This window comes from Aeromonas sp. s7(2024) (assembly GCF_040907825.1).
GTDB classification, from domain to species: Bacteria; Pseudomonadota; Gammaproteobacteria; order Enterobacterales; family Aeromonadaceae; genus Aeromonas; species Aeromonas veronii.
The window spans coordinates 160511-181684 of sequence record NZ_JBFOCM010000023.1 but is presented as its reverse complement, the minus strand read 5'-3'; the positions used below and the strand labels follow the sequence as shown (position 1 = coordinate 181684).

General features: G+C 59.5%; 18 protein-coding genes. 7 read left to right on the top strand and 11 right to left on the bottom strand.

Annotation, left to right across the window (positions count from 1 at the left end; genetic code table 11):
* Positions 1–125: 125 nt before the first annotated feature.
* From AB5Y73_RS10545 to AB5Y73_RS10520, 6 genes are all read right to left on the bottom strand, one after another.
* Positions 126–770 (bottom strand): MBL fold metallo-hydrolase, encoded by a 645-nt coding sequence (locus AB5Y73_RS10545; protein ID WP_118853860.1) that lies wholly within the window; start codon positions 768–770, stop codon positions 126–128.
* Positions 771–792: 22 nt separating this feature from the next.
* Entirely contained in the window at positions 793–1908 is a 1116-nt protein-coding gene (mnmH, locus tag AB5Y73_RS10540; protein ID WP_181497325.1) for a tRNA 2-selenouridine(34) synthase MnmH, read from the bottom strand.
* A complete protein-coding gene (gene selD, locus AB5Y73_RS10535) occupies positions 1905–2942 on the bottom strand; it encodes a selenide, water dikinase SelD (RefSeq protein ID WP_107683014.1) in 1038 nt (345 codons plus the stop codon). Before selD ends, mnmH begins: the two co-directional genes overlap by 4 nt.
* Before the next feature lie 408 nt (positions 2943–3350).
* Complete coding sequence (locus AB5Y73_RS10530; protein WP_181497324.1) at positions 3351–4535, bottom strand: acyltransferase; 1185 nt, start codon at positions 4533–4535, stop codon at positions 3351–3353.
* A gap of 350 nt (positions 4536–4885) precedes the next feature.
* Complete coding sequence (locus AB5Y73_RS10525; RefSeq protein ID WP_005336736.1) at positions 4886–6079, bottom strand: class I SAM-dependent methyltransferase; 1194 nt, start codon at positions 6077–6079, stop codon at positions 4886–4888.
* Positions 6080–6192: 113 nt separating this feature from the next.
* Complete coding sequence (locus tag AB5Y73_RS10520; protein ID WP_118853858.1) at positions 6193–7623, bottom strand: methyl-accepting chemotaxis protein; 1431 nt, start codon at positions 7621–7623, stop codon at positions 6193–6195.
* A gap of 82 nt (positions 7624–7705) precedes the next feature.
* Between AB5Y73_RS10520 and AB5Y73_RS10515 the strand changes: the two genes are divergently transcribed.
* Entirely contained in the window at positions 7706–7978 is a 273-nt protein-coding gene (locus AB5Y73_RS10515; RefSeq protein WP_005345583.1) for an acylphosphatase, read from the top strand.
* A 15-nt stretch (positions 7979–7993) separates the two neighbouring features.
* Positions 7994–8860: a CHAD domain-containing protein gene (locus tag AB5Y73_RS10510; RefSeq protein WP_118853857.1), complete on the top strand. Its 867-nt coding sequence runs from the start codon at positions 7994–7996 to the stop codon at positions 8858–8860.
* A 136-nt stretch (positions 8861–8996) separates the two neighbouring features.
* Here AB5Y73_RS10510 and metG read toward each other — a convergent pair whose 3' ends face one another.
* Complete coding sequence (gene metG / locus AB5Y73_RS10505) at positions 8997–11030, bottom strand: methionine--tRNA ligase (RefSeq protein ID WP_118853856.1); 2034 nt, start codon at positions 11028–11030, stop codon at positions 8997–8999.
* 186 nt (positions 11031–11216) lie between these two features.
* On the opposite strand from metG, the gene apbC reads away from it, so the two are divergent.
* The 4 genes from apbC to AB5Y73_RS10485 all read left to right on the top strand — a co-directional run bounded on the left by apbC (position 11217) and on the right by AB5Y73_RS10485 (position 15546).
* A complete protein-coding gene (gene apbC / locus AB5Y73_RS10500) occupies positions 11217–12299 on the top strand; it encodes an iron-sulfur cluster carrier protein ApbC (RefSeq protein WP_118853855.1) in 1083 nt (360 codons plus the stop codon).
* 110 nt (positions 12300–12409) lie between these two features.
* Positions 12410–13054 carry a uridine kinase gene (udk, locus tag AB5Y73_RS10495; protein ID WP_005345570.1) on the top strand — a complete coding sequence of 215 codons (645 nt, stop codon included), beginning with the start codon at positions 12410–12412 and terminating at the stop codon, positions 13052–13054.
* A 63-nt stretch (positions 13055–13117) separates the two neighbouring features.
* Entirely contained in the window at positions 13118–13699 is a 582-nt protein-coding gene (dcd, locus tag AB5Y73_RS10490; protein WP_005336719.1) for a dCTP deaminase, read from the top strand.
* Between the two features lie 377 nt (positions 13700–14076).
* Entirely contained in the window at positions 14077–15546 is a 1470-nt protein-coding gene (locus AB5Y73_RS10485) for an inorganic phosphate transporter (protein WP_107683006.1), read from the top strand.
* A 132-nt stretch (positions 15547–15678) separates the two neighbouring features.
* Here AB5Y73_RS10485 and AB5Y73_RS10480 read toward each other — a convergent pair whose 3' ends face one another.
* Positions 15679–15930 (bottom strand): DUF1289 domain-containing protein, encoded by a 252-nt coding sequence (locus tag AB5Y73_RS10480; protein WP_040065610.1) that lies wholly within the window; start codon positions 15928–15930, stop codon positions 15679–15681.
* A 150-nt stretch (positions 15931–16080) separates the two neighbouring features.
* On the opposite strand from AB5Y73_RS10480, the gene mltA reads away from it, so the two are divergent.
* Positions 16081–17232: a murein transglycosylase A gene (gene mltA, locus AB5Y73_RS10475; RefSeq protein ID WP_107683005.1), complete on the top strand. Its 1152-nt coding sequence runs from the start codon at positions 16081–16083 to the stop codon at positions 17230–17232.
* Between the two features lie 118 nt (positions 17233–17350).
* Here mltA and yfaE read toward each other — a convergent pair whose 3' ends face one another.
* The 3 genes from yfaE to nrdA all read right to left on the bottom strand — a co-directional run bounded on the left by yfaE (position 17351) and on the right by nrdA (position 21152).
* A complete protein-coding gene (yfaE, locus tag AB5Y73_RS10470) occupies positions 17351–17674 on the bottom strand; it encodes a class I ribonucleotide reductase maintenance protein YfaE (RefSeq protein ID WP_162519675.1) in 324 nt (107 codons plus the stop codon).
* Positions 17671–18804, bottom strand: coding sequence for a class Ia ribonucleoside-diphosphate reductase subunit beta (gene nrdB / locus AB5Y73_RS10465; RefSeq protein ID WP_107683134.1), 1134 nt, complete (start codon positions 18802–18804; stop codon positions 17671–17673). Before nrdB ends, yfaE begins: the two co-directional genes overlap by 4 nt.
* Before the next feature lie 80 nt (positions 18805–18884).
* Positions 18885–21152: a class 1a ribonucleoside-diphosphate reductase subunit alpha gene (gene nrdA / locus AB5Y73_RS10460; protein WP_181294870.1), complete on the bottom strand. Its 2268-nt coding sequence runs from the start codon at positions 21150–21152 to the stop codon at positions 18885–18887.
* Positions 21153–21174: the final 22 nt, after the last annotated feature.

The following is a 21174-nucleotide window of genomic DNA, read 5'->3' as shown; positions in this document are numbered from 1 at the left end:
GAGAAACAAACGGGCATGCCGGTCTGGAGAAAACGACGAATCAGCGCGGGGCCAGATGGCTCGGAATGGAAAATGAAAAAGAATGAAAATAGAAAAGGCAGCGGCTAACACCGCTGCTTTTTTGATCACCAGATAGGCTGGGTCAGGTAGGGGTTGTTCACCTTCTCGCGGCCGAAGGTGGAGCTGGGACCATGGCCCGAGATAAAGACGATTTCGTCCCCCAGCGGCAGCAGGGTCTCGGTGATCGACTTAATCAGAGTCGCGTGATCGCCACGGGGGAAGTCGGTGCGGCCTATGCTACCGGCAAACAGCACGTCGCCAACCCAGGCGAGCTGCTCGGTTTGGGAGAGCAGCACGATATGGCCCGGGGTGTGGCCTGGGCAGAAGTAGACATCCAGCTCGCACTGGCCAACCTGCACCTTGTCACCCTGCTCCAGCCAGCGATCCGGCGTGAACGCGGGGGTATGGGCGAAGCCGAACATCTGGCTCTGCTGGGGCAGCATGTCGAGCCAGAAGGCGTCCTCCTTGTGGGGGCCGGTAATGGCGACGCCGGTTTTTTCCCGCAGCTCGGCGGCGGCACCAACGTGATCCAGATGACCGTGGGTCAGCAGGATATGAGTCAGGGTCAGGCCGCGCTTGGCGATGGCAGCCAGCAGTTTGTCCGCTTCGCCGCCCGGATCGATCAGGGCGGCCTGATGGGTCTCGTCACACCAGATGAGGGAGCAGTTCTGGGCGAACTGGGTGACCGGGATCACCTCGAATTTCAACATAGAGTTCCTCTCTTGGGATGGGTCAGCCGCGCAGCGCGCTGGCATGCTGCTCGGCGAAATAGTCGAGACAGGACTGTTTGTCACCGCGAAACACGATGCGCTCCTGCTTGTTGCCAAGCTGGTAGAGATACATGGGGTCGTAGTAGCGGGTCAGCAGCAGGGTGATCCAGGCCAGATGCTGCGCGGTATCGCCGTTTTTTTCCTGCTCGGTGAGGGCGGTCTGCATCAGGGCATCCAGCTCGCGGTGGGCCTGATCGCCGAGGCGGCGCTTGAGACGGGCCAACGCATCGGTGAGGTAGGCAACAAACAGCGGCCATCCCTCTTCTTGGCCATACATGGCTTGATAGCGCAGCCAGAGATCGTGCACGTAATCTTCGCGGATCTGCTCGGCCCGATCGATCTGCGGTACATCTACCACCACCAGCGGTGCCTGACTCATGGCCTCATGGAGGGAGAGGGGCAGGCAGCAGCGGCCGATCAGGCGACTCTCATCTTCGACCACGAAGGCATGCTCGCCCTGATGGCGGCGCTTGAACAGTTCGATGGCCATGTTGTTTTCAAAATTGATGTTGCTGGGCTGGCCGCCGGGCAGTTGACCAAACGACGAGCCCCTGTGATGGGCGTGTCCTTCCAGATCGAGCGCTTGGGCCACGTGGTCCAGCATATGGGTCTTGCCGGAGCCGGTCATGCCGGTCAGCACAGTCCAGCGGCACTCGGCAGAGGCCTTGTCCTGGGTGTCGATCAGGAAGCGGCGCAGCTCCTTGTAGCCACCGGCGACGCGGGGGCGAGTCACCCCCGCTTCAACCAGCCACTGTTGTACGGTTTGCGAGCGCAGGCCGCCGCGAAAGCAGTAGAGCACGGCATCGGGCTGCTTGCGCAACTGCGCCAGCCAGCCTTCGATACGTTCGGCACGTACTGCTCCCCCCACCAGCTTGTGTCCAAGCTCAATGGCGGCGGCCTGCCCCTGCTTCTTGAAGCAGGTCCCCACCTGGGCGCGCTCATCGTCTGTCATCAAGGGCAGGCTGGTCGAGCAGGGGAAGGCCCCCTCCTTGAACTCGATGGGGGCGCGCACATCAATCAACGGCACATCGTCCAAAAAGAGTTGGGCGTAGTCCGTGGCCAGTGGCAATTCACTCATTGGACAATCTCGATAAAGCGGGAGCCCTCAAGGGGCTTGATCTGGCCGATGGGCGAGAGCGCAATGCCAGCCTCTTGCGCGATGGCGAGCAGCTCGGCTTCGCTCTCTTTACCCACGGCGACCAGCAGGCCGCCGCTGGTTTGCGGATCACACATGATGTTGCGGGTGCGATCGTCCATGGCATCCAGCTTGTGGCCGTAGGAGTCATGGTTGCGCAGGGTACCGCCCGGAACGCAGCCCTCACTCAGGTAGTAATCCACCTCGTCCAGTAGCGGCAGCGCCTTGAAGTCGAGGCGGGCGCTGACATTGGATCCTTCGCACATCTCCAGCAGATGGCCAGCCAGACCAAAACCGGTGACGTCGGTCATGGCGTGCACACCCGGCAGCTCGGCAAAGCGTTGACCGATCTTGTTGAGGGTGCACATGGCGTTGGGGGCCAGCTGCTCGTGTTCAGGCTTCAGCTTGCCCTTCTTCTGGGCGGTGGTGAGGATACCGATACCGAGGGGCTTGGTCAGATAGAGGATGTCACCCACTTTGGCGGTGTCGTTCTGCTTGATGGCATTCAGAGGCACGATACCGGTGACCGCGAGGCCGAAGATGGGCTCGGGGGCATCGATACTGTGACCACCAGCCAGTGAAATGCCCGCTTCGTGGCACACCTGACGGCCGCCGTCGATCACCTGCTGGGCCACTTCCGGCGCCAGGGTATTGATGGGCCAGCCGAGGATGGCGATGGCAACGATGGGCTTGCCACCCATGGCGTAGATATCGCTGATGGCATTGGTGGCGGCAATGCGGCCAAAGGTGAAGGGGTCATCGACGATGGGCATGAAGAAGTCGGTGGTGGAGACAATGCCCTGACCGTTGCCGATATCGACCACGGCCGCGTCATCCTTGCTGCTGTTGCCAACGATCAGGGTCGGGTCGTTGAAGCCCGGGATCTGGCTCTTGAGAATGGTGTCGAGCACCTTGGGAGAGATTTTGCAGCCACAGCCAGCGCCGTGGCTGTATTGGGTCAGACGAATGGAAGACATACTTACCCCTTGTTTGTGCACCGTGTGCAGAGGCTCTGCGGGAGCCATCTTGGTCAATGCGCGGCCATCTACCGTCATGTAAAGAGCCGCAAAAATAGGTGGCCTTGGCTGCTTCTGGAAGCAGTGATGTCAGGCAGTCACGCAGGGCTGCCGGGTAGGACGGGGAAGAAGAGGCGACAGATGCGCCAACACAGCCCCGCCAAGGGCCACAGGACAGGGCATTATGCCACAAATGCCCCCTCCGGTTCGAACAGGAATTCACACAAAGCGAAGGGGATTGGCGGGTGAAAGGTAAGGGAGTAGAGCGCTGGCTTGAGCCACTCAATTATCGGCAGGGGGAGAGCACTCGCGGATTTGCCCGCAGAGGTTGGCTTGACCTCTGCGGGGCTATCAGTTGGCGAAAACGGGTTAGCCAGCTTGCTCCAGCACCGGCTGGCGAGCCTTGCCCCAGCGGCGCAGGCGCCGTTGCAGTGGCCGCTCCAGCAGGTTGTAGCTCAGCGCCGAGAGCCCGATCAGCACCGCCAGCATCAGCAAGGTTGCTACCACCCCCAGCAGCGGGTTGGTCTGGCCATACCACCACTCGGTGATCCCCGGCGCCAGATAGTGGATGAGCTCGCAACCGGTGAGCAGCACCAGCGCATGGAGCAGGTAGATGGAGTAGGAGAGATCCCCCAGCCAGTTGGTGAAGCGGTTATCCAGGAGGCGTAGCAGCGGGCTTTGGCGATCGCCCTGGCAGGCGGCAATCCAGATCAGCAGCACGTAGGAGCCGATCAGCAGCAGTGTCAGTGGTGGCGTCATAGTGAACTGCATCAGCGCGAAGGGCAGCACAAAGGCGACCAGCAGCGGCAGATCTCGCTTCATCATGGGCAAGCCTTGCGCGGCCTTGACCCTCGGCAGCAGCCAGAGGCCGAGCACAAATTCACTCACCCCGCGCCCCACCGCCAGCGCGCCGCTGGTGACATCCAGGGTGCCGCGACTGTGCACGATAAAGGCCAGCACCGTCAGCGCCAGCAGGGGGGCGAGATGGCTCCAGCGACTGCGGGTGACCGCCAGCGGAATCAGCAGCGGGAACAGCAGGTAGCTGATCCACTCCACGCTGAGCGACCAGGCGGCGAAGTTCCAGGTCAGCCCGTGATCGGTCACCACCTGCAGCAGCAGGAAGGCGCTCGGCAGCGCCTCGGCCGGGGTGAAGGGGGAGCCGAAGGGGGGCATCCCTTCCCACTCCCACATCTTGAACAAGGGGCCGGCGTAGAAACCCACCCCGTGCTGCGCCTTGTAAAGCTCCCAGCCGACCAGCAACAGCAGGGTTACCAGGTAGAGGGGGTAGACGCGGGTCAGCCGCAGCCAGAGAAAGCGGCCATAGCCCACGGTGCGGGGCGTGCGGGTGAAGGCCTCGCCATAGACATGGGCCAGCACCACGCCGCTCAAAATAAAGAACAGATCGACCCAGAGGTAGCCGTTCTCGATGAGTTGGGTGTGGCTTGCGATCGGCTCCATCCACTGGGGAAAGAGCAATAATCGGGCATGGAACAGCACCACCATCAGGGCAGCGATGCCCCGCAGCGGCGTTAACAGCGGCAATGATTGATTCATAACGGGATCCCTTGTGATGTTCAGCTTGGCCTGACATCGATTTTGTTGTTGTACCGCCCATCAATCCTGACGGGACGGTTGCCCCGGCTCGGCTGCCGCAGGCGGGATCACACTACGGAAAAGAGAGTCATACGGATGTGATTTAAATCATAAATGTGCAGTTATTGTGCAAAGTAATTTAAACAGAGAAGAAGTGGGGCGCTGGCAGCAAAAGAGGAGGAGAAGGAACGCGAATAAAGCAGAGAGGGTGGTCATCGGGGCGAGCGTCAGGCTCAGGTTTATACGGCGCGATGCAAAACAATCAGGCCCGCAAGGGGCCTGATTGATCACAAGGGGAGGGTGGTTGCCGATCAGCGGGCGCGTACCACCAGACCCTTGAGGTAGAAGCCTTCCGGATAGGCGGTACCGATGGGGTGATCAGAGGCCTGGGAGAGCAGCTCCAGGATCTGGGCATCGCGACCGGCATCGAGCGCCGCATCGGCGACGATCTTCTGGAACAGGCTCTGCTCCATCAGGCCGGAGCAGGAGTAGGTCAGCAGCACGCCACCCGGCGCCAGCAGCTGGAACGCCAGCATATTGATGTCCTTGTAGCCTCGGCAGGCACCCAGCAGCTGGGCCTTGCTCTCGGCGAACTTGGGCGGATCCAGCACGATGACGTCGAACTTCTCGCCTTTCTCGCGGTATTCACGCAGCAGCTTGAAGACGTCGTGACGGACAAACTGGGTGTTGCTGGTATCCAGCCCGTTCAGCTCGGCATTCTGGCGGGCGATATCCAGCGCATTCTGGGATAGATCGACGTTGACCACTTCCTTGGCGCCGCCCTTGAGGGCATAAACGCCAAAACCGCCGGTGTAGCAGAAGCAGTTGAGCACCCGCTTGCCTTCGGTGTACTTGGCGGCAGCCTGACGGTTGTCCCGCTGATCCAGATAGAAACCGGTTTTGTGACCGTTGCGAATGTCTACCAGGATCTTGACGCCGCCATTCTCCTCGATGACGACCGGCTCGTTCGGGGTCTCGCCATAGATGACGCCGGTGCGCTCTTTCAGCCCTTCCTTCTTGCGCACTGCCACGTCGGAGCGCTCATAGATGCTGCATTCTGGGTAGAGGGTACGCAGTGCTTGCGTGATCAGCTCACGCTGGAACTCGGCACCGGCTGAGAGGATCTGGCACACCAGAAAATCGGCATAACGGTCGATGGTCAGACCCGGCAGGCCGTCGGATTCGGCGGCGCAGAGGCGATAGCCGGTGAGGCCCTGACGCTTGATCAGCGGATCGCGAGACTCCTGCGCATATTTGAGACGACGGATAAAGAAGTCGAGATCGACGGTTTCATCCTTGTCGAAGGTCCAGACCCGGGCACGGATCTGGGAGCTGCCTGACCAGGCGCCACGGGCGAGCCACTTGCCATCGTTGGCATAGATCTCGACGGTATCGCCGTCAATGGGGTTGCCCTGAACCCGCTCAATCCCCTTGGAGAAGATCCAGGGATGGCGACGCAGCAGGGATTTTTCGCGGCCTTTGACGAGATAGATGGAAGCGCTCATGGATGTTTGCCGATGGTAGAAAGAAAAGGGGCCACATTCTATGTGGCCCGCAGGTAAAACTCAAACAACCCTGTGTAATGGATGGGGTTGCCCTGATCTGACACCTCATACGGTCAGAGTTTAATCCCCTTGAGTGCCTGGGTCAGTTCGCTGGCGGTGGCTTTCAGCCCTTGTGTGCCGGCTACCGAGGCACTGGCAGACTCCTCCACCTGCGCCGCTTCATGGCGCACCTGATCCAGATTGTGGGTGATCTCGGCGGCGACCGAGCTCTGCTCCTCGCTGGAGGTGGCGATCTGGGTGCTCATCTCCAGCACCGCATCGCTGTGGTTGCTCAGTTTTTCGATATCTAGCCCCACTTCGCTGATGAGCTGCTGGCTGCTGGCGGCACGCCCCACGGTTTTCTCCATGATCTCGTTCAGCGCCCCGGTACCGGTCTGCAGCTCTTCGATCATCTGCTGGATCTCCACCGTCGCTTGCTGGGTACGGCTGGCGAGAGTACGCACTTCATCTGCCACCACCGCAAAGCCGCGACCCTGCTCACCGGCACGGGCCGCTTCGATGGCGGCGTTAAGTGCCAGCAAGTTGGTCTGCTGGGAGATGGCGTTGATGACGTTGACCACCTCGTTGATCCGGTTGGCGTTGTGGGTCAGGCGCTCGACTGCGCCGGAGGCATTGCCAATCTCGTCGGCCAGGGTGCGGATCGCTTCGATGGTGCGGGCTACCCGGTTGGCGCCATTGGCTGCCTCTTCGCTCGACTGGCGGGTCTGCAGCAGGGTGTTGTTGGCATTGCGCGCTACTTCGCGGATCGCCGCCGACATCTGCTCCATGGCAGTGGCCAGTGAATCCATGTGCTGGCGCTGGGAACGCGCCATGCTCTCGCCTTCGCGGGCATGGTCACGAAACTCGTCGGCGGCCATGGTCAGCGCTTCGGCAGACTCCTCCACCAGTTTGACGATCTGGTGCTGGCGGTCGGTAAATCGGTCGATGCTGCCCGCCAGGGTGGAGAACTCATCCCGCACCGGGAAGAAGTTGAGACGGAAGGTTAGATCCCCGTCCGCCACGGTTTGCAGCGCCTTGTTGGTGGAGTAGAGCGCACCGGAGACAAAGGTCATCATGTAGTGGATCACCAGTGCCATCAGGGCAGCCAGCGCGCCGATCAGGAGCAGGGTCGAGCCCTGACCCTCCCACATGGAGAGGTTGCCGGTATCGAGATCACCGGTGACGTAGCCTGCCTGACCTGCTGGCGCGGTAAAGAGGTAGTGATCCCCTTGCTGCTGCAACCCGCTGCTGCCTTGCCGGGTCAGACGCAGATCAGCAGGCAATACCAGAGTGGGCTGCTGGCTGACCAGCTGCGCCGTGGTCTCGACCCGTTGTTGCAACTGCGCTACCCGCAGGGAGATCTCCTGCTGATGGCTGGCCGCCAGCATGTACCAGCTGAGGAAGGCGATGATGAAGAGAGGTAACCAGAACGCGATATGGAATTTTTCACTGATGGTGAGGTGAATGAGATAGCGGTCAACCCACCGGAATTTAACTTCTTTCATAATGGAGCTGCATCCTGCAGAGATAGAGTGTCGGGCACATTATCGTCTCGGGAAATTTTTTCTTAAGCGGAAGGTGTGAGAAATGGGAGAGCAATCGTTTGTCATTCGGGTGTGGGGGCAGGTGCAGGGGGTGGGATTTCGCTATTTCACCCGTGAGCGGGCGCTGCAACTGGGTTTGCGGGGCCATGCCTACAACCTGGAGGATGGCTCGGTGGAGATCCTCATCAGCGGCCCCGCGCAGGGGGTACAGATGATGCTGGGCTGGCTGGAGCATGGCCCGCGCACCGCTCGGGTGACCCGGATGGAGTATGAAGAGGCGCTGCCGCCCACCGGTCAGGGCTTTCACACCAACTGAAGGGGCGGAGACGAGATGGACGCTGACAAGGAAGGTCTGTTGCTGACTCAGGCAACAAGCTGGGTCGCCCGTTATCAGGAGGCGGCGCGGGCGGTGCGCGAAGAGGCCAGCGAACCGGCCGTGCATGGCTACCGTATCGCGGCGCGCCGCTTGCTGGCACTGCTCGCCCTGTGGCGACCACTCACCTATCATCCCGAGCTGGAGCGGCGTCTGCTGCGCTCGGTCGGGCGGCTCTCGGCGCTGCGGGATGCTCAGGTCTACGCCGAGCGTTTTGGCAAGCCGCCTGCCAGCACTGTTAATACCCACAAATCTGCCTGTCGCGTGCCCCTGTTGTCGCGGCGACTGGCCCGCTGGCTTGCGGCGGTGGCGCAGGTGCCGGATGCGCGGGCATTGGCGTTCCTCTATCAGCAGCATTTGGCCCTGCGCCTTGATGAGGCGCAAAGTGCTCTCGATGAACCTATTCCCTGCGTTGGGAAATCGGCCAGCACCCGTCAGCAACAGTTGCGCCGCTGGCATCGGCTACGCCTCGAGATCAAGCAGGCCCGTTATGGCGTGGAACTGTTGCTGGATCTGGGGAGTGGGGATCCCGGCTGGTTGAGCACTCTGACTCACTGGCAGGAGCGACTCGGCCAGTTGCAGGATTGGCGTCAATGGCGGCGGAGGTTGCGAGCAGAACAGGGGGGCACCCACAAGCAGACGAAACTGCGGCAGCAGTTGATGGGGAAGATCACCACCCGTTTGCGTCAACTGGACTGCCAGCAGGCGGAGCTGGTGGCGCTCAAACTGGCGATGCAGGCAGGCCACAACGTGGATGACATGCCAAGTCGGCTGGTCAGGTATTCAGGACAAAATGCATCTCCCGTGAATCCCGGTGGTGGATAGCCCCGAGGCCGCAATCTACGAAAGTCATCCGCGACCAGCATCTACAAAAGCTATCCAGGCCAAACAGGTGAGACAAAAAAGAGAGGCCGTTTGGCCTCTCTTCTCTATCTGGCTGTGGTCGCAGTCAGCGATACGCTTACTTGACGCGCATGCCTGGCTGGGCGCCTTCCTGCGGCTCCAGGATCCAGAGATCCTTGCCGCCCGGGCCTGCGGCCAGCACCATGCCTTCGGACATGCCAAAACGCATCTTGCGCGGGGCCAGGTTGGCCACCATCACGGTCAGCTTGCCTTCCAGATCTTCCGGGTTGTAGGCGGACTTGATACCGGCAAACACCTGACGGGTTTCGCCGCCGATATCCAGTTGCAGCTTGAGCAGCTTCTCGGCTTCCGGTACCGCTTCGGCCTTCTTGATCAGCGCGACGCGCAGGTCAATCTTGGCAAAATCGTCATAGGTGATGGTTTCGCTGATGGGGTCATCAGCCAGCGGGCCGGTCACTTTCGGTGCCTGCTCCTTGGCCAGGTCTTCCTTGGATGCTTCGATCATGGCTTCAATCTTCGCCGGCTCGATGCGGGAGAAGAGGGCCTTGAACGGCGCAACGGTGTGATTGACCAGCGGCATCTCGATGCCATCCCAGCTGAGGGTTTCGGCCAGGAAGGTTTCGGCACGTTCGGCCAGCAGCGGCATGACGGGCTTGAGGTAGGCCATCAGCACGCGGAACAGGTTGATGCCAACGGAGCAGACCGCCTGCAGCTCGGCATCTGCCCCTTCCTGCTTGGCGATAACCCAGGGAGCTTTGTCGTCCACATAGCGGTTGGCCTTGTCGGCCAGCGCCATGATCTCGCGGATGGCGCGGCTGAATTCGCGGCTCTCATAGGCTTCCGCAATAGCGGTACGGGCGTTGGCGAATTCGGCGTAGAGTTCGGGTTCGGCGCAGGTGGCAGCCAGCTTGCCGCCAAAACGCTTGGCAATAAAACCGGCGTTGCGGGAGGCGAGGTTGACCAGCTTGTTGACCACGTCAGCGTTGACGCGCTGCACGAAATCTTCGAGGTTCAGGTCCAGATCGTCGATGCGGCTGTTGAGCTTGGCGGCGTAGTAGTAACGCAGGCACTCCGGATCCAGGTGGTTCAGGTAGGTGGATGCCTTGATAAAGGTGCCCTTGGACTTGGACATCTTGGCGCCGTTGACGGTCACATAACCGTGCACGTTAACCTTGGTCGGCTTGCGGAAGTTGGCACCTTCCAGCATGGACGGCCAGAACAGGCAGTGGAAGTAGGCAATATCTTTACCGATGAAGTGGTAGAGCTCGGCGTCGGAGTCCGCTTTCCAGTAGCTGTCAAAGTCGATGTCGCCACGCTTGTTGCACAGGTTCTTGAAAGAGGCCATGTAACCGATGGGGGCATCCAGCCAGACGTAGAAGTACTTGCCCGGGGCGCCGGGAATTTCGAAACCGAAGTAGGGGGCGTCACGGGTGATGTCCCACTGCTGCAGGCCGCTTTCGAACCACTCCTGCATCTTGTTGGCCATCTCTTCCTGGATGGCGCCGGAGCCGCGTACCCACTCTGCCAGCCATTTTTCAAACTGCGGCAGATCGAAGAAGAAGTGTTCTGAGTCCTTCATCACCGGGGTGGCGCCGGAGACGGCAGATTTCGGATCGATAAGCTCAGTCGGGCTGTAGGTGGCACCACAGCTGTCACAGTTGTCGCCATACTGCTCCGGAGACTTGCACTTGGGGCAGGTACCCTTGACGAAACGGTCCGGCAGGAACATGGATTTTTCCGGATCGAACAGCTGGGAGATGGTGCGGCTCTTGATAAAGCCACCATTTTTCAGGCGGCCATAGATCAGCTCCGCCAGCTCGCGGTTCTCGTCGCTGTGGGTGGAGTGATAGTTGTCAAAGCTGATGTTGAACCCGGCGAAATCGGCCTGGTGCTCCTTGGAGACAGCGGCAATCATCTCTTCCGGGGTGATCCCCATCTGCTGTGCCTTGAGCATGATCGGGGTGCCGTGGGCATCATCGGCACAGATGAAGTGCACCTGATGACCGCGCATTCGCTGATAACGAACCCAGATATCGGCCTGGATATGTTCCAGCATGTGGCCAAGATGGATGGAGCCATTGGCATAGGGGAGGGCGCAGGTTACCAGCATTTTACGAGGATCAGTTGCCATATTACGTTCTTGATGTGCTTGTTGGGATGATAGAGTGCCGTGCATGTTACCCGAATTGGGGGTAGCCTGCCTAGGGTTGTGGCTATGCCAACCTTGGCAGCACCTGCTGTTACGATGGCAGGCAAGCCACTGATTTGTGTGCGGTAACCGTTCACCTCAAGATAATGACAAGATAATGAGGAGTTAATGGTGATTGATTCAGTAAAACAGATCCTCGCCGAATTTAAGCCAGCTGGCTGGCACAAGGATCTGGTGGATGCCGGATTCGTTCGCGAGATCATCAATCAGGGTCAGGGGCTCACTATCCGGCTGGTCTTGCCGTTTGCCGGTCTCTCGCTGCTCGATCAGCTCAAAGAGAACTACGATGCCAGGCTGCGCAGCACCAGCGGTGCCGCCCGTATCGACTGGGCACTGGAGATTGACGTCGCCAGCATGCCACGGGCCCAGGGCCTCAATGCCGTGCAGGGCATTCGCAACATCATCGTGGTTGCTTCCGGCAAGGGGGGGGTGGGCAAATCCACCACCGCGGTCAACCTGGCGCTGGCGCTGCAAAAAGAGGGGGCGCGGGTCGCCATTCTCGATGCCGATATCTATGGCCCTTCCATTCCCACCATGATGGGCACCCTCAAGGAGCGTCCGGTCAGCCATGACGGCAAGCTGATGGAGCCGGTGATGGCCTGCGGCCTCAAGAGCAACAGCATCGGCTATCTGGTCTCCGAGCAGGATGCCACCATCTGGCGTGGCCCGATGGCGAGCAAGGCGCTGGCGCAGATCCTTCATGAGACCCGCTGGGGCGAGGTGGATTATCTGGTGGTCGACATGCCGCCGGGCACTGGCGATATCCAGCTCACCATGGCCCAGCAGGTGCCGACGTCGGCGGCGGTGATCGTCACAACCCCGCAGGATGTGGCGCTGGCCGATGCCCGCAAGGGGATCGCCATGTTCAACAAGGTCAATGTGCCGGTGCTCGGCATCATCGAGAACATGAGTTATCACGTCTGCAGCGCCTGCGGTCATCATGAGCCGCTGTTCGGTACCGGTGGCGGTCAGAAGATGGCAGAGCAGTATCAAGTGGCGCTGCTTGGCCAGTTGCCGCTGCACATCGACATCCGCCAACACATGGATGATGGCTGCCCGACGGTGTTCGGTGCACCGGAAGGGAGCCTGGCTCAGGCCTATTTGAAGCTGGCGCGCAGGGTAGGGGCTGAACTCTTTTTCAGCGCAAAACCGATTGCGACCCCCCTCTATGCCATGGCGCTGGATGAATAATCAGCGGTCGGTCACTTGAAAGGGAATTGAGGGTGGGCATGACCCACCCTTTTTTATATAATGGATCGGTTTAAACCATCCCCACTGCTCTTCTCTTTTAGGTATTTGTCATGTCTGATACTCAACATTCGTGTGTGATCATCGGTATTGCGGGCGCATCTGCGTCTGGCAAAAGTCTTATAGCCCAGACCATTTATGAAGAGCTGGTGGCCGAACTGGGCGCAGGTCAGATTGGTGTGATCACCGAAGATTGCTACTACCGTGATCAGACCCACCTGACCATGGAAGAGCGGGTCAAGACTAACTATGACCACCCCAACGCGCTGGATCACGACTTGCTGGTACAGCACCTGAGCCAGCTGGTCAAAGGTGACGCGGTTGCCATTCCCCAGTACTCCTACACTGAACACACCCGGATGAGCGAAGTGACCCCGTTTGCGCCGCGCCGGGTGATCATTCTGGAAGGGATCCTGCTGCTGACCGACAGCCGTCTGCGGGATCTGATGGATGCCTCCATCTTCATGGATACCCCGCTCGACATCTGCCTGCTGCGCCGTCTGGTGCGTGATGTGCAAGAGCGTGGCCGTACCATGGACTCCGTGCTCAAGCAGTACCAGAAGACAGTGCGTCCGATGTTCCTGCAGTTTATCGAGCCGTCCAAACAGTATGCCGATGTGATCGTGCCCCGTGGTGGCAAGAACCGCATCGCCATCGACATGCTCAAAGCGCGTATCCGCCACATGTTGATTGGTTAAGATGAAACAAGCCGGGTGATGCCCGGCTTTTTTAAAAGCACAATTTGTCAGGAGAGTCGCCCAATGCGTCTGTGTGATACCGATATTGAACGCCATCTGGATGAAGGCAAGATCGTCATTGAGCCACGGCCCGGGGTAGAGCGGATCAGTGGTGTCAGTGTCGATGTGCTGCTGGGTAACGAGTTTCGGGTGTTTCGCGATCATACCGCGCCCTATATCGACCTGAGCGGCCCGAGCAGCGAGATGGCCGATGCCATCGATCGGGTGATGAGTGACGAGATCCACATCCCCGATGGTGAAGCCTTCTACCTGCACCCGGGTCAGCTGGCGCTGGCGGTGACCTACGAATCCGTCACCCTGCCTGCCGATATCGTCGGCTGGCTGGATGGCCGCTCTTCATTGGCGCGCCTGGGTTTGATGGTGCACGTGACGGCGCACCGGATCGATCCGGGTTGGTCCGGTCGCATCGTGCTGGAGTTCTACAACGGCGGTAAACTGCCGCTGGCGCTGCGTCCGAAGATGAAGATCGGCGCCTTGAACTTCGAGATGCTCTCCGGCGTCGCGGCCCGCCCCTACAACAAGCGGGAAAATGCCAAGTACAAGAGCCAACAGGGCGCCGTTGCCAGTCGCATCAATCAGGACTGATAACTGGCAACACGGCAACGATTCAAGGGAGCACAAGGTGCTCCCTTTTTGCATCTGGAATCAAACGGATATGGGATTGATGGTGCTGGTCGGATGAGATTGGCGGGGCAGGGACGTTTTATCACCACTTTTGCCCGTTTTTCTGTCATAAAAACGTCATAAAAATGAAATTATTGGCTTAATTGTCAGCTATTTTTGCCCTTTCCCGCAATCATTAGCGGCTTTAATTAATCGATGGCAAGCCGCATGATGACTGGCTCTAGGATATTTTTTTCCAAAAAGCTCTTTTTTTTTATGGCTGAAATATTTCAATGGTGGCTATGGTGTTGGCCGCCATCTGGCATAATCCGCCGCAACTCATAAACAGGCTTTTTTTTATGTTTGAAATGTTTAGTGGTTTGGGTTTGTGGTGGTCAATCGGTTTGGTATTGGCCGTTTTTTTTGTGCTTGCCTATGAATTTATCAACGGCTTTCACGATACCGCCAACGCGGTAGCAACGGTTATCTATACCAAGGCGATGCCAGCTCACCTGGCGGTCGTTGCATCGGGGATCTTCAACTTTTTTGGCGTCATGTTCGGCGGTCTGGGTGTGGCCTATGCCATTGTCCATCTGCTGCCCATCGACCTGCTGCTTGGGATGGACTCCACCCAAGGGTTGATCATGGTCTTCTCCTTGCTGTTTTCCGCCATTGTGTGGAACCTGGGCACCTGGTTCTTCGGGATCCCGGCCTCCAGTTCACATACCTTGATCGGTTCCATTCTGGGGGTCGGCGGCGCCTATGCCTGGATCACCCATAAACCGGTGACAGAAGGGATCAACGTGGGCAAAGCGATCGACATCATGCTTTCCCTCATCATCTCTCCCACCATCGGCTTCATCATCGCGGCGCTGCTGCTGCTGGCGATGAAGCGCATCTGGACCAGCAACAAGATCCACAAAACGCCGGAAGAGCGCCAGCTGGTGGATGGCAAGAAACACCCGCCATTCTGGGCGCGTCTGACCCTGGTGGCCTCGGCCATGGGCGTCAGCTTCGTGCACGGCTCCAACGATGGCCAGAAGGGTATCGGTCTGGTGATGCTGGTGCTGATCTGCATGGCGCCCGCCTATTTCGCGCTGGACATGAACAGCCGCGCCTATGATCTGGACCGGACCCAGGATGCCAACCAGCGCATCATGGAGATCTACCAGCGCAACCAGTCCGCCCTCTCTGGCGTCATCAACTTCTCTGCACCGGCAACGGCTCAGGAGGAGCTGATGACTCACTGCTCCGCAGATGGCGTGCTGCAGGCGATGGCCACCCTGGATGCCCGTCTGGGGGCCGTGCGTACTTATGATCAGATGAGCCTGACTGACCGCCGCGAAGTGCGTCGTCTGCTGCTCTGTATCGATGACACCGCCCGCAAGGCTGCCAAGCTGCCGCTGCCCGCCAAGGAGCTGACCGATCTGGCCAAATGGCGCAAGGATCTGACCGCGACCGCTGAATACGCACCGACCTGGGTGATCGTCTCCATCGCACTGGCGCTGGGTTGCGGCACCATGGTGGGCTGGCGTCGTATCGTCCATACCGTGGGCGAGAAGATCGGCACCACCGGCATGACCTACAGCCAGGGCATTGCGGCCCAGATCACTGCTGCTACCTCCATCGGGGTTGCCAGTCTGACTGGTATGCCGGTGTCCACCACCCACATCCTCTCTTCTGCGGTGGCGGGTACCATGGTAGCCAACAAATCCGGCCTGCAGAGCCAGACCATCAAGACCATCCTGATGGCCTGGGTGTTGACCCTGCCGTTGACCATGCTGCTCTCCGGTGGTCTGTTCATCATCAGCCACCATCTGTTTGGTTGATCTGCCGCGTTCATAACGCGCATCACAATGACAATGCCGCCCGGTCGAAAGATCGGGCGGCATTTTTTATATGCAGGATAGGTCGTGTCTCGTGAGCGCAGGAATATGGCTTGCAGGGATGTTTGGAGCGGGTCAGAAATCCCAGCCAGATTGCGGTATTGGTTCGGGTTGATCGCCTTCATGAGCCTTGCGCCGCGCAGCCTCGACCCGGCGTTTGCGATCCCGGCACAAGCGCATCACCTCTTGTTGCTGGGCAGGGGTCATGGTGAGCCAGTTGAAACGCTCTTCGCGATTGCGCAGGCACCCCTTGCAGTAGCCTTTGTTGTTCACTTCGCAGACCCCGATGCAGGGGCTCTGCAGCGGGAATATTTCGAGCTGTTCCATCCATCACCTCGCACATCCTGTCACCTTGTTATAACCCAGCGGATCCCCTTTGGAGAAATCCTGCTTCAAGTGATTGATGTCGTTTGCTTTCCCCCTGCAAATTTGGCATCTTCCCCGCCGAGCATGGCTCTTGGCGTTATATGAGGACATATGAACAAACACGCGTACTGGCTGACCGCCGCAGTGCTGGGACTGGCCGGTTGTGCGGGCAACTCTGACAAATCAGAAGTGCCCAAAAAACAGACCGACAACAGATGCTTTCTTAACTGCGAGGTGCCGGAAAATCTGGGCAAGCAGTATCTGGACGGGACCTTGCCAGAGGATCTGGTGAGGGTGGAGCGGGTCAATAGCCGTGCGCGTGCCGACTACAGCAAGTTTGGCCCGCAAAGCAGACTGGTATTGGAGCGCTCCGGCAAGATGACCCGCCGTTATGGCGAGCTCTATCACCAGCTCTCCCGCTGGGTGGCGGGCGGCGGCAATCCTGCCGACATCACCCGTTACGGTATCAGCCTGGCCCAGTTGGGCGGTGCCGATCGCATGGGTAACGTGCTCTTTACCGGTTACTACTCGCCGGTGCTGGAGGTGCGCCACCGCCCGGATGCCAAGTACAAATATCCCATCTATGCCATGCCCAAATGTGGCGATCGCTGTCCGACCCGGGCCGAGATCCATCAGGGGGCCTTGGCCAATCGCGGGCTGGAGCTGGGTTACAGCAAATCCCTTATCGACAACTTCCTGATGGATGTGCAGGGCTCCGGCTTTGTCCACTACGGGGATGACGATCGGCTGCAATATCTGGGTTACAGCGGCAAGAACGGCCACGGTTACGTCAGTATCGGCCGGGTACTGATCGACCGCGGTGAAGTGCCCAAAGAGCAGATGTCGATGAAGGCCATCAAGGAGTGGGCCAACCGTCAACCGGAGGAGACCGTCAAGGAGCTGGTGGAGCAGAACCCCTCCTATGTCTTCTTCGAGCGTCGACCCACCAATGATGTGATCGGCGCCGCCGGTATCCCGCTGCTGCCGCTGGCGGCTGTCGCTGCCGACAAGACCCTGCTGCCGATGGGGACCCCGATCCTCGCTGAAGTCCCTTTGCTCGATAAAGAGGGCAACTGGACCGGCAAGCACCAGCTGCGGCTGTTGATTGCGCTGGATGTGGGCGGGGCGGTGAAGAAGGGGCACCTAGATCTCTACCACGGTATGGGTGAGAAGGCCGGTGTCGCGGCCGGTCACTACAAGCACTTTGGCCGGGTCTGGAAGCTGGGCCTGCACCACGGGCCGACTGCCGCCCCCTGGTTGTAATCCTCTGAGGGTTTGGGCGTCTGTCATCGGGCGCCCAGGCAATGTGAAGAGACAAAAAAAGCTGCCGGATTGCTCCGGCGGCTTTCTATTTTGTGCGAGTTGCCAGTCTGTGGCTGCGTCAGCTCTTCTGGATATCCAGCCGGATGGCGCCGACCGGTTTGCAGCAGCAGGGGAGGCACTCCCCTTGGGCGACGAATGCCAGCGGCACCGCAGGATAGTGCACCTTGCCAGCCATCAGCGGAGTGCGGCAGGCGCCGCAATAGCCGCTGCGACACTGGAATTCCACATGATGACCGTGGCGCTCCAGGGTCTCCAACACGCTTTCGCCGGGATGGGCGTGCAGCACGGCACCATCCCGGGTATGTACCCGTGGTGCCACGACCGCATGCTGTTCGGCAGGTGCGTGCGGGGCAGGGGTCTGCGTGTTGGTGGCGTCACTCACAGCTCGAAATCACCCAGGTCGTCGGCATTGACTTCGCTGTCGATCTGACCGACCAGATAGGAGCTGACCTCTACCTCTTGCGGGGCGACCTGCACGTTGTCGGATGACAGCCAGGTGTTGATCCAGGGGATCGGGTTTTGCTTGGTGCCAGCAAAGGCTGGCTGCAGGCCGACCGCACTCATGCGCAGGTTGGTGATGTACTCCACGTACTGGCAGAGGATGTCCTTGTTCAAGCCGATCATGGAGCCGTCCTGGAACAGGTACTCGGCCCACTCTTTCTCCTGAATGGCCGCTTCTTTGAAGATCTCGAAGCAGGCCTGTTCGCACTCGGCGGCGATCTCGGCCATCTCCGGGTCATCCTGGCCGGTACGCATCAGGTTCAGCATGTGCTGGGTGCCGGTGAGGTGCAGCGCTTCGTCGCGGGCGATCATCTTGATGATCTTGGCGTTGCCTTCCATCAACTCTCGCTCGGCGAAGGCAAAGGAGCAGGCGAAGCTGACATAGAAGCGGATCGCTTCCAGAGCGTTGACACTCATCAAGCACAGATAGAGCTTCTTCTTGAGCTCGCGCAATGTGATGGTCACTTTGCGGCCCGCGACAGTGTGGGTCCCTTCACCATGCAGGTTGTAGAGGGCGGTCGCTTCGATCAGGTCGTCGTAGAAGTGGCTGATGGAGCCGGCGCGCTTCAAGATCTGCTCGTTGGTCACGATGTCGTCGAACACCTGGGCGGGGGTGTTGACGATATTGCGGATGATATGGGTGTAGGAGCGAGAGTGGATGGTCTCGGAGAAGGCCCAGGTCTCAATCCAGGTTTCCAGCTCCGGAATGGAGACCAGCGGCAGCAGGGCCACGTTGGGGCTGCGGCCCTGAATGGAGTCCAGCAGAGTCTGGTACTTCAGGTTGGAGATGAAGATGTGCTGCTCGTGCGGCGGCAGGGCCTGATAGTCGATGCGATCACGGGAGACATCCACCTCTTCCGGGCGCCAGAAGAAGGAGAGCTGCTTCTCGATCAGCCGCTCGAACACTTCGTGCTTTTGTTGATCATAACGGGCTACGTTGACCGATTGGCCAAAAAACATCGGCTCTTTGAGCTGGTCGTTTTGGGTTTGGCAGAAAGTTGAATAGGCCATGGTTACCAGAATATGTGAATAGAGAAAACAGGAGTGCGGGAGCTTCATGCTCCCGCCCGGTTATCAGTTCTTGCCGTGACTTAGATTTTGCAAGCCCCGCCAGCACAACCGTCATCTTGCAGGTCGGTCTGGGCATCGTCTGCACCATCACGGGTGTTGTGATAGTACAGGGTCTTGAGGCCGTATTTGTAGGCGGTCAGCAAGTCCTTGAGCAGCTGTTTCATCGGGACCTTGTTGCCTTCGAAACGGGCAGGGTCGTAGTTGGTGTTGGCGGAGATCGCCTGATCCACAAACTTCTGCATGATACCGACCAGCTGCAGGTAGCCGTCAACGCTCGGTTGCTTCCAGAGCAATTCGTATTGATCTTTCAGGCGATCATACTCGGGCACCACCTGTTTGAGAATGCCGTCTTTGGAGGCCTTGACCGACACCAGACCGCGCGGCGGCTCGATGCCGTTGGTAGCGTTGGAGATCTGGCTGGAGGTCTCGCTCGGCATCAGGGCGGTCAGGGTAGAGTTGCGCAAGCCCACGGACTTGATCTCTTCACGCAGGCTTTCCCAATTCAGATGCAGCGGCTCGTTGCACAGCGCATCCAGATCCTTCTTGTAGGTGTCGATGGGCAGGATGCCCTGGGCATAGGTGGTCTCGCCAAACAGCGGGCAGGGGCCGAACTCGCGGGCCAGCTGCACGGAGGCTTTCAGCAGATAGTACTGAATGGCCTCGAAGGTACGGTGAGTCAGGGCCAGACCGGAGCCGTCGGAGTAACGGGCACCGTTTTTGGCCAGGTAGTAGGCGTAGTTGATGACGCCGATCCCCAGGGTGCGACGACCCATGCTGCCCTTCTTGGCGGCGGCAATCGGGTAGTCCTGATAGTCGAGCAGGGCGTCGAGGGCACGCACGGCCAGATCGGCCATCTCCTCCAGGTCTTCCAGCTTCTCGATGGCACCGAGGTTGAAGGCGGAGAGGGTGCACAGGGCGATCTCGCCACTCTCGTCGTCGATGTTGTTGAGCGGCTTGGTCGGCAGCGCAATTTCGAGGCAGAGGTTGGACTGGCGTACCGGCGCCACGCTCGGGTCGAACGGGCTGTGGGTGTTGCAGTGATCCACGTTCTGGATGTAGATGCGACCGGTACCGGCACGCTCCTGCATCATCAGGGAGAAGAGGTCTACCGCTTTCAGGGTCTTCTTGCGAATGGCCGGATCCTGCTCGTACTTGACGTAGAGCGCTTCGAACTTGTCCTGATCGGCAAAGAAGGCATCGTACAGACCCGGCGCATCGGACGGGGAGAACAGTGTGATGTCACCGCCCTTGATGAGACGCTGGTACATCAGCTTGTTGATCTGCACGCCGTAGTCCATGTGACGAACACGGTTCTCTTCCACGCCGCGGTTGTTCTTCAGCACCAGCAGGCTTTCCACTTCGGTGTGCCACAGCGGGTAGAACAGAGTGGCCGCACCGCCGCGCACGCCGCCCTGGGAGCAGCACTTCACGGCGGTCTGGAAGTATTTGTAGAAGGGGATGCAACCGGTGTGGAACGCTTCGCCGCCACGGATGGGGCTGCCCAGACCGCGGATGCGACCGGCGTTGATGCCGATACCGGCGCGCTGGGAAACGTAACGCACGATGGAGCTGGCGGTGGCGTTGATGGAATCCAGACTGTCGTCGCACTCGATCAGCACGCAGGAGCTGAACTGACGGGTCGGGGTGCGCACGCCGCTCATGATTGGGGTCGGCAGGGAGATCTTGAAGGTCGAGACCGCATTATAGAAGCGCTTGATGTAGTCCAGCCGGGTATCTTTCGGATACTTGGAGAAGAGGCAGGCCGCAACCAGCATATAGAGGAACTGCGGGCTCTCGTAGATCTCGCCGGTGACGCGGTTCTGGACCAGATACTTGCCTTCCAGCTGTTTGACTGCCGCGTAGGAGAAATCCATGTCGCGCCAGTGATCCAGATGGGTGTTCAGCTCTTCGAATTCGGCCTGGGTGTAGTCTTCCAGCAGGTGCTTGTCGTACTTGCCCATGTCCACCAGACGAGCCACGTGCTGGTAGAGGTGGGGCGGTTCGAACTGGCCGTAGGCCTTCTTGCGCAGGTGGAAGATGGCCAGACGGGCGGCCATGTACTGGTAGTCAGGGGTCTGCTCGGAGATGAGGTCAGCCGTCGCCTTGATGATGGTTTCGTGAATGTCGGCGGTACGGATACCGTCATAGAACTGGATGTGGGATTTGAGCTCTACCTGGGAGACCGACACGTTGTCGAGCCCTTCGGCGGCCCAGTCCAGCACGCGGTGAATTTTATCCAGATCGATGGGTTCTTTGTGTCCGTTACGCTTCGTCACAAACAAGTTCATTGGCTGATGACCTTCAGTTGAT

Excerpts from the sequence above, each read along its gene's own strand:
- mltA (WP_107683005.1), top strand. The coding sequence starts at position 16,081 with ATGAACAAACACGCGTACTGGCTGACCGCCGCAGTGCTGGGACTGGCC.
- AB5Y73_RS10530 (WP_181497324.1), bottom strand. The coding sequence starts at position 4,535 with ATGAATCAATCATTGCCGCTGTTAACGCCGCTGCGGGGCATCGCTGCC.
- AB5Y73_RS10525 (WP_005336736.1), bottom strand. The coding sequence starts at position 6,079 with ATGAGCGCTTCCATCTATCTCGTCAAAGGCCGCGAAAAATCCCTGCTG.
- AB5Y73_RS10520 (WP_118853858.1), bottom strand. The coding sequence starts at position 7,623 with ATGAAAGAAGTTAAATTCCGGTGGGTTGACCGCTATCTCATTCACCTC.
- dcd (WP_005336719.1), top strand. The coding sequence starts at position 13,118 with ATGCGTCTGTGTGATACCGATATTGAACGCCATCTGGATGAAGGCAAG.
- AB5Y73_RS10515 (WP_005345583.1), top strand. The coding sequence starts at position 7,706 with ATGGGAGAGCAATCGTTTGTCATTCGGGTGTGGGGGCAGGTGCAGGGG.
- selD (WP_107683014.1), bottom strand. The coding sequence starts at position 2,942 with ATGTCTTCCATTCGTCTGACCCAATACAGCCACGGCGCTGGCTGTGGC.
- metG (WP_118853856.1), bottom strand. The coding sequence starts at position 11,030 with ATGGCAACTGATCCTCGTAAAATGCTGGTAACCTGCGCCCTCCCCTAT.
- apbC (WP_118853855.1), top strand. The coding sequence starts at position 11,217 with ATGGTGATTGATTCAGTAAAACAGATCCTCGCCGAATTTAAGCCAGCT.
- nrdA (WP_181294870.1), bottom strand. The coding sequence starts at position 21,152 with ATGAACTTGTTTGTGACGAAGCGTAACGGACACAAAGAACCCATCGAT.
- udk (WP_005345570.1), top strand. The coding sequence starts at position 12,410 with ATGTCTGATACTCAACATTCGTGTGTGATCATCGGTATTGCGGGCGCA.
- AB5Y73_RS10510 (WP_118853857.1), top strand. The coding sequence starts at position 7,994 with ATGGACGCTGACAAGGAAGGTCTGTTGCTGACTCAGGCAACAAGCTGG.
- AB5Y73_RS10485 (WP_107683006.1), top strand. The coding sequence starts at position 14,077 with ATGTTTGAAATGTTTAGTGGTTTGGGTTTGTGGTGGTCAATCGGTTTG.
- nrdB (WP_107683134.1), bottom strand. The coding sequence starts at position 18,804 with ATGGCCTATTCAACTTTCTGCCAAACCCAAAACGACCAGCTCAAAGAG.
- AB5Y73_RS10545 (WP_118853860.1), bottom strand. The coding sequence starts at position 770 with ATGTTGAAATTCGAGGTGATCCCGGTCACCCAGTTCGCCCAGAACTGC.
- AB5Y73_RS10480 (WP_040065610.1), bottom strand. The coding sequence starts at position 15,930 with ATGGAACAGCTCGAAATATTCCCGCTGCAGAGCCCCTGCATCGGGGTC.
- mnmH (WP_181497325.1), bottom strand. The coding sequence starts at position 1,908 with ATGAGTGAATTGCCACTGGCCACGGACTACGCCCAACTCTTTTTGGAC.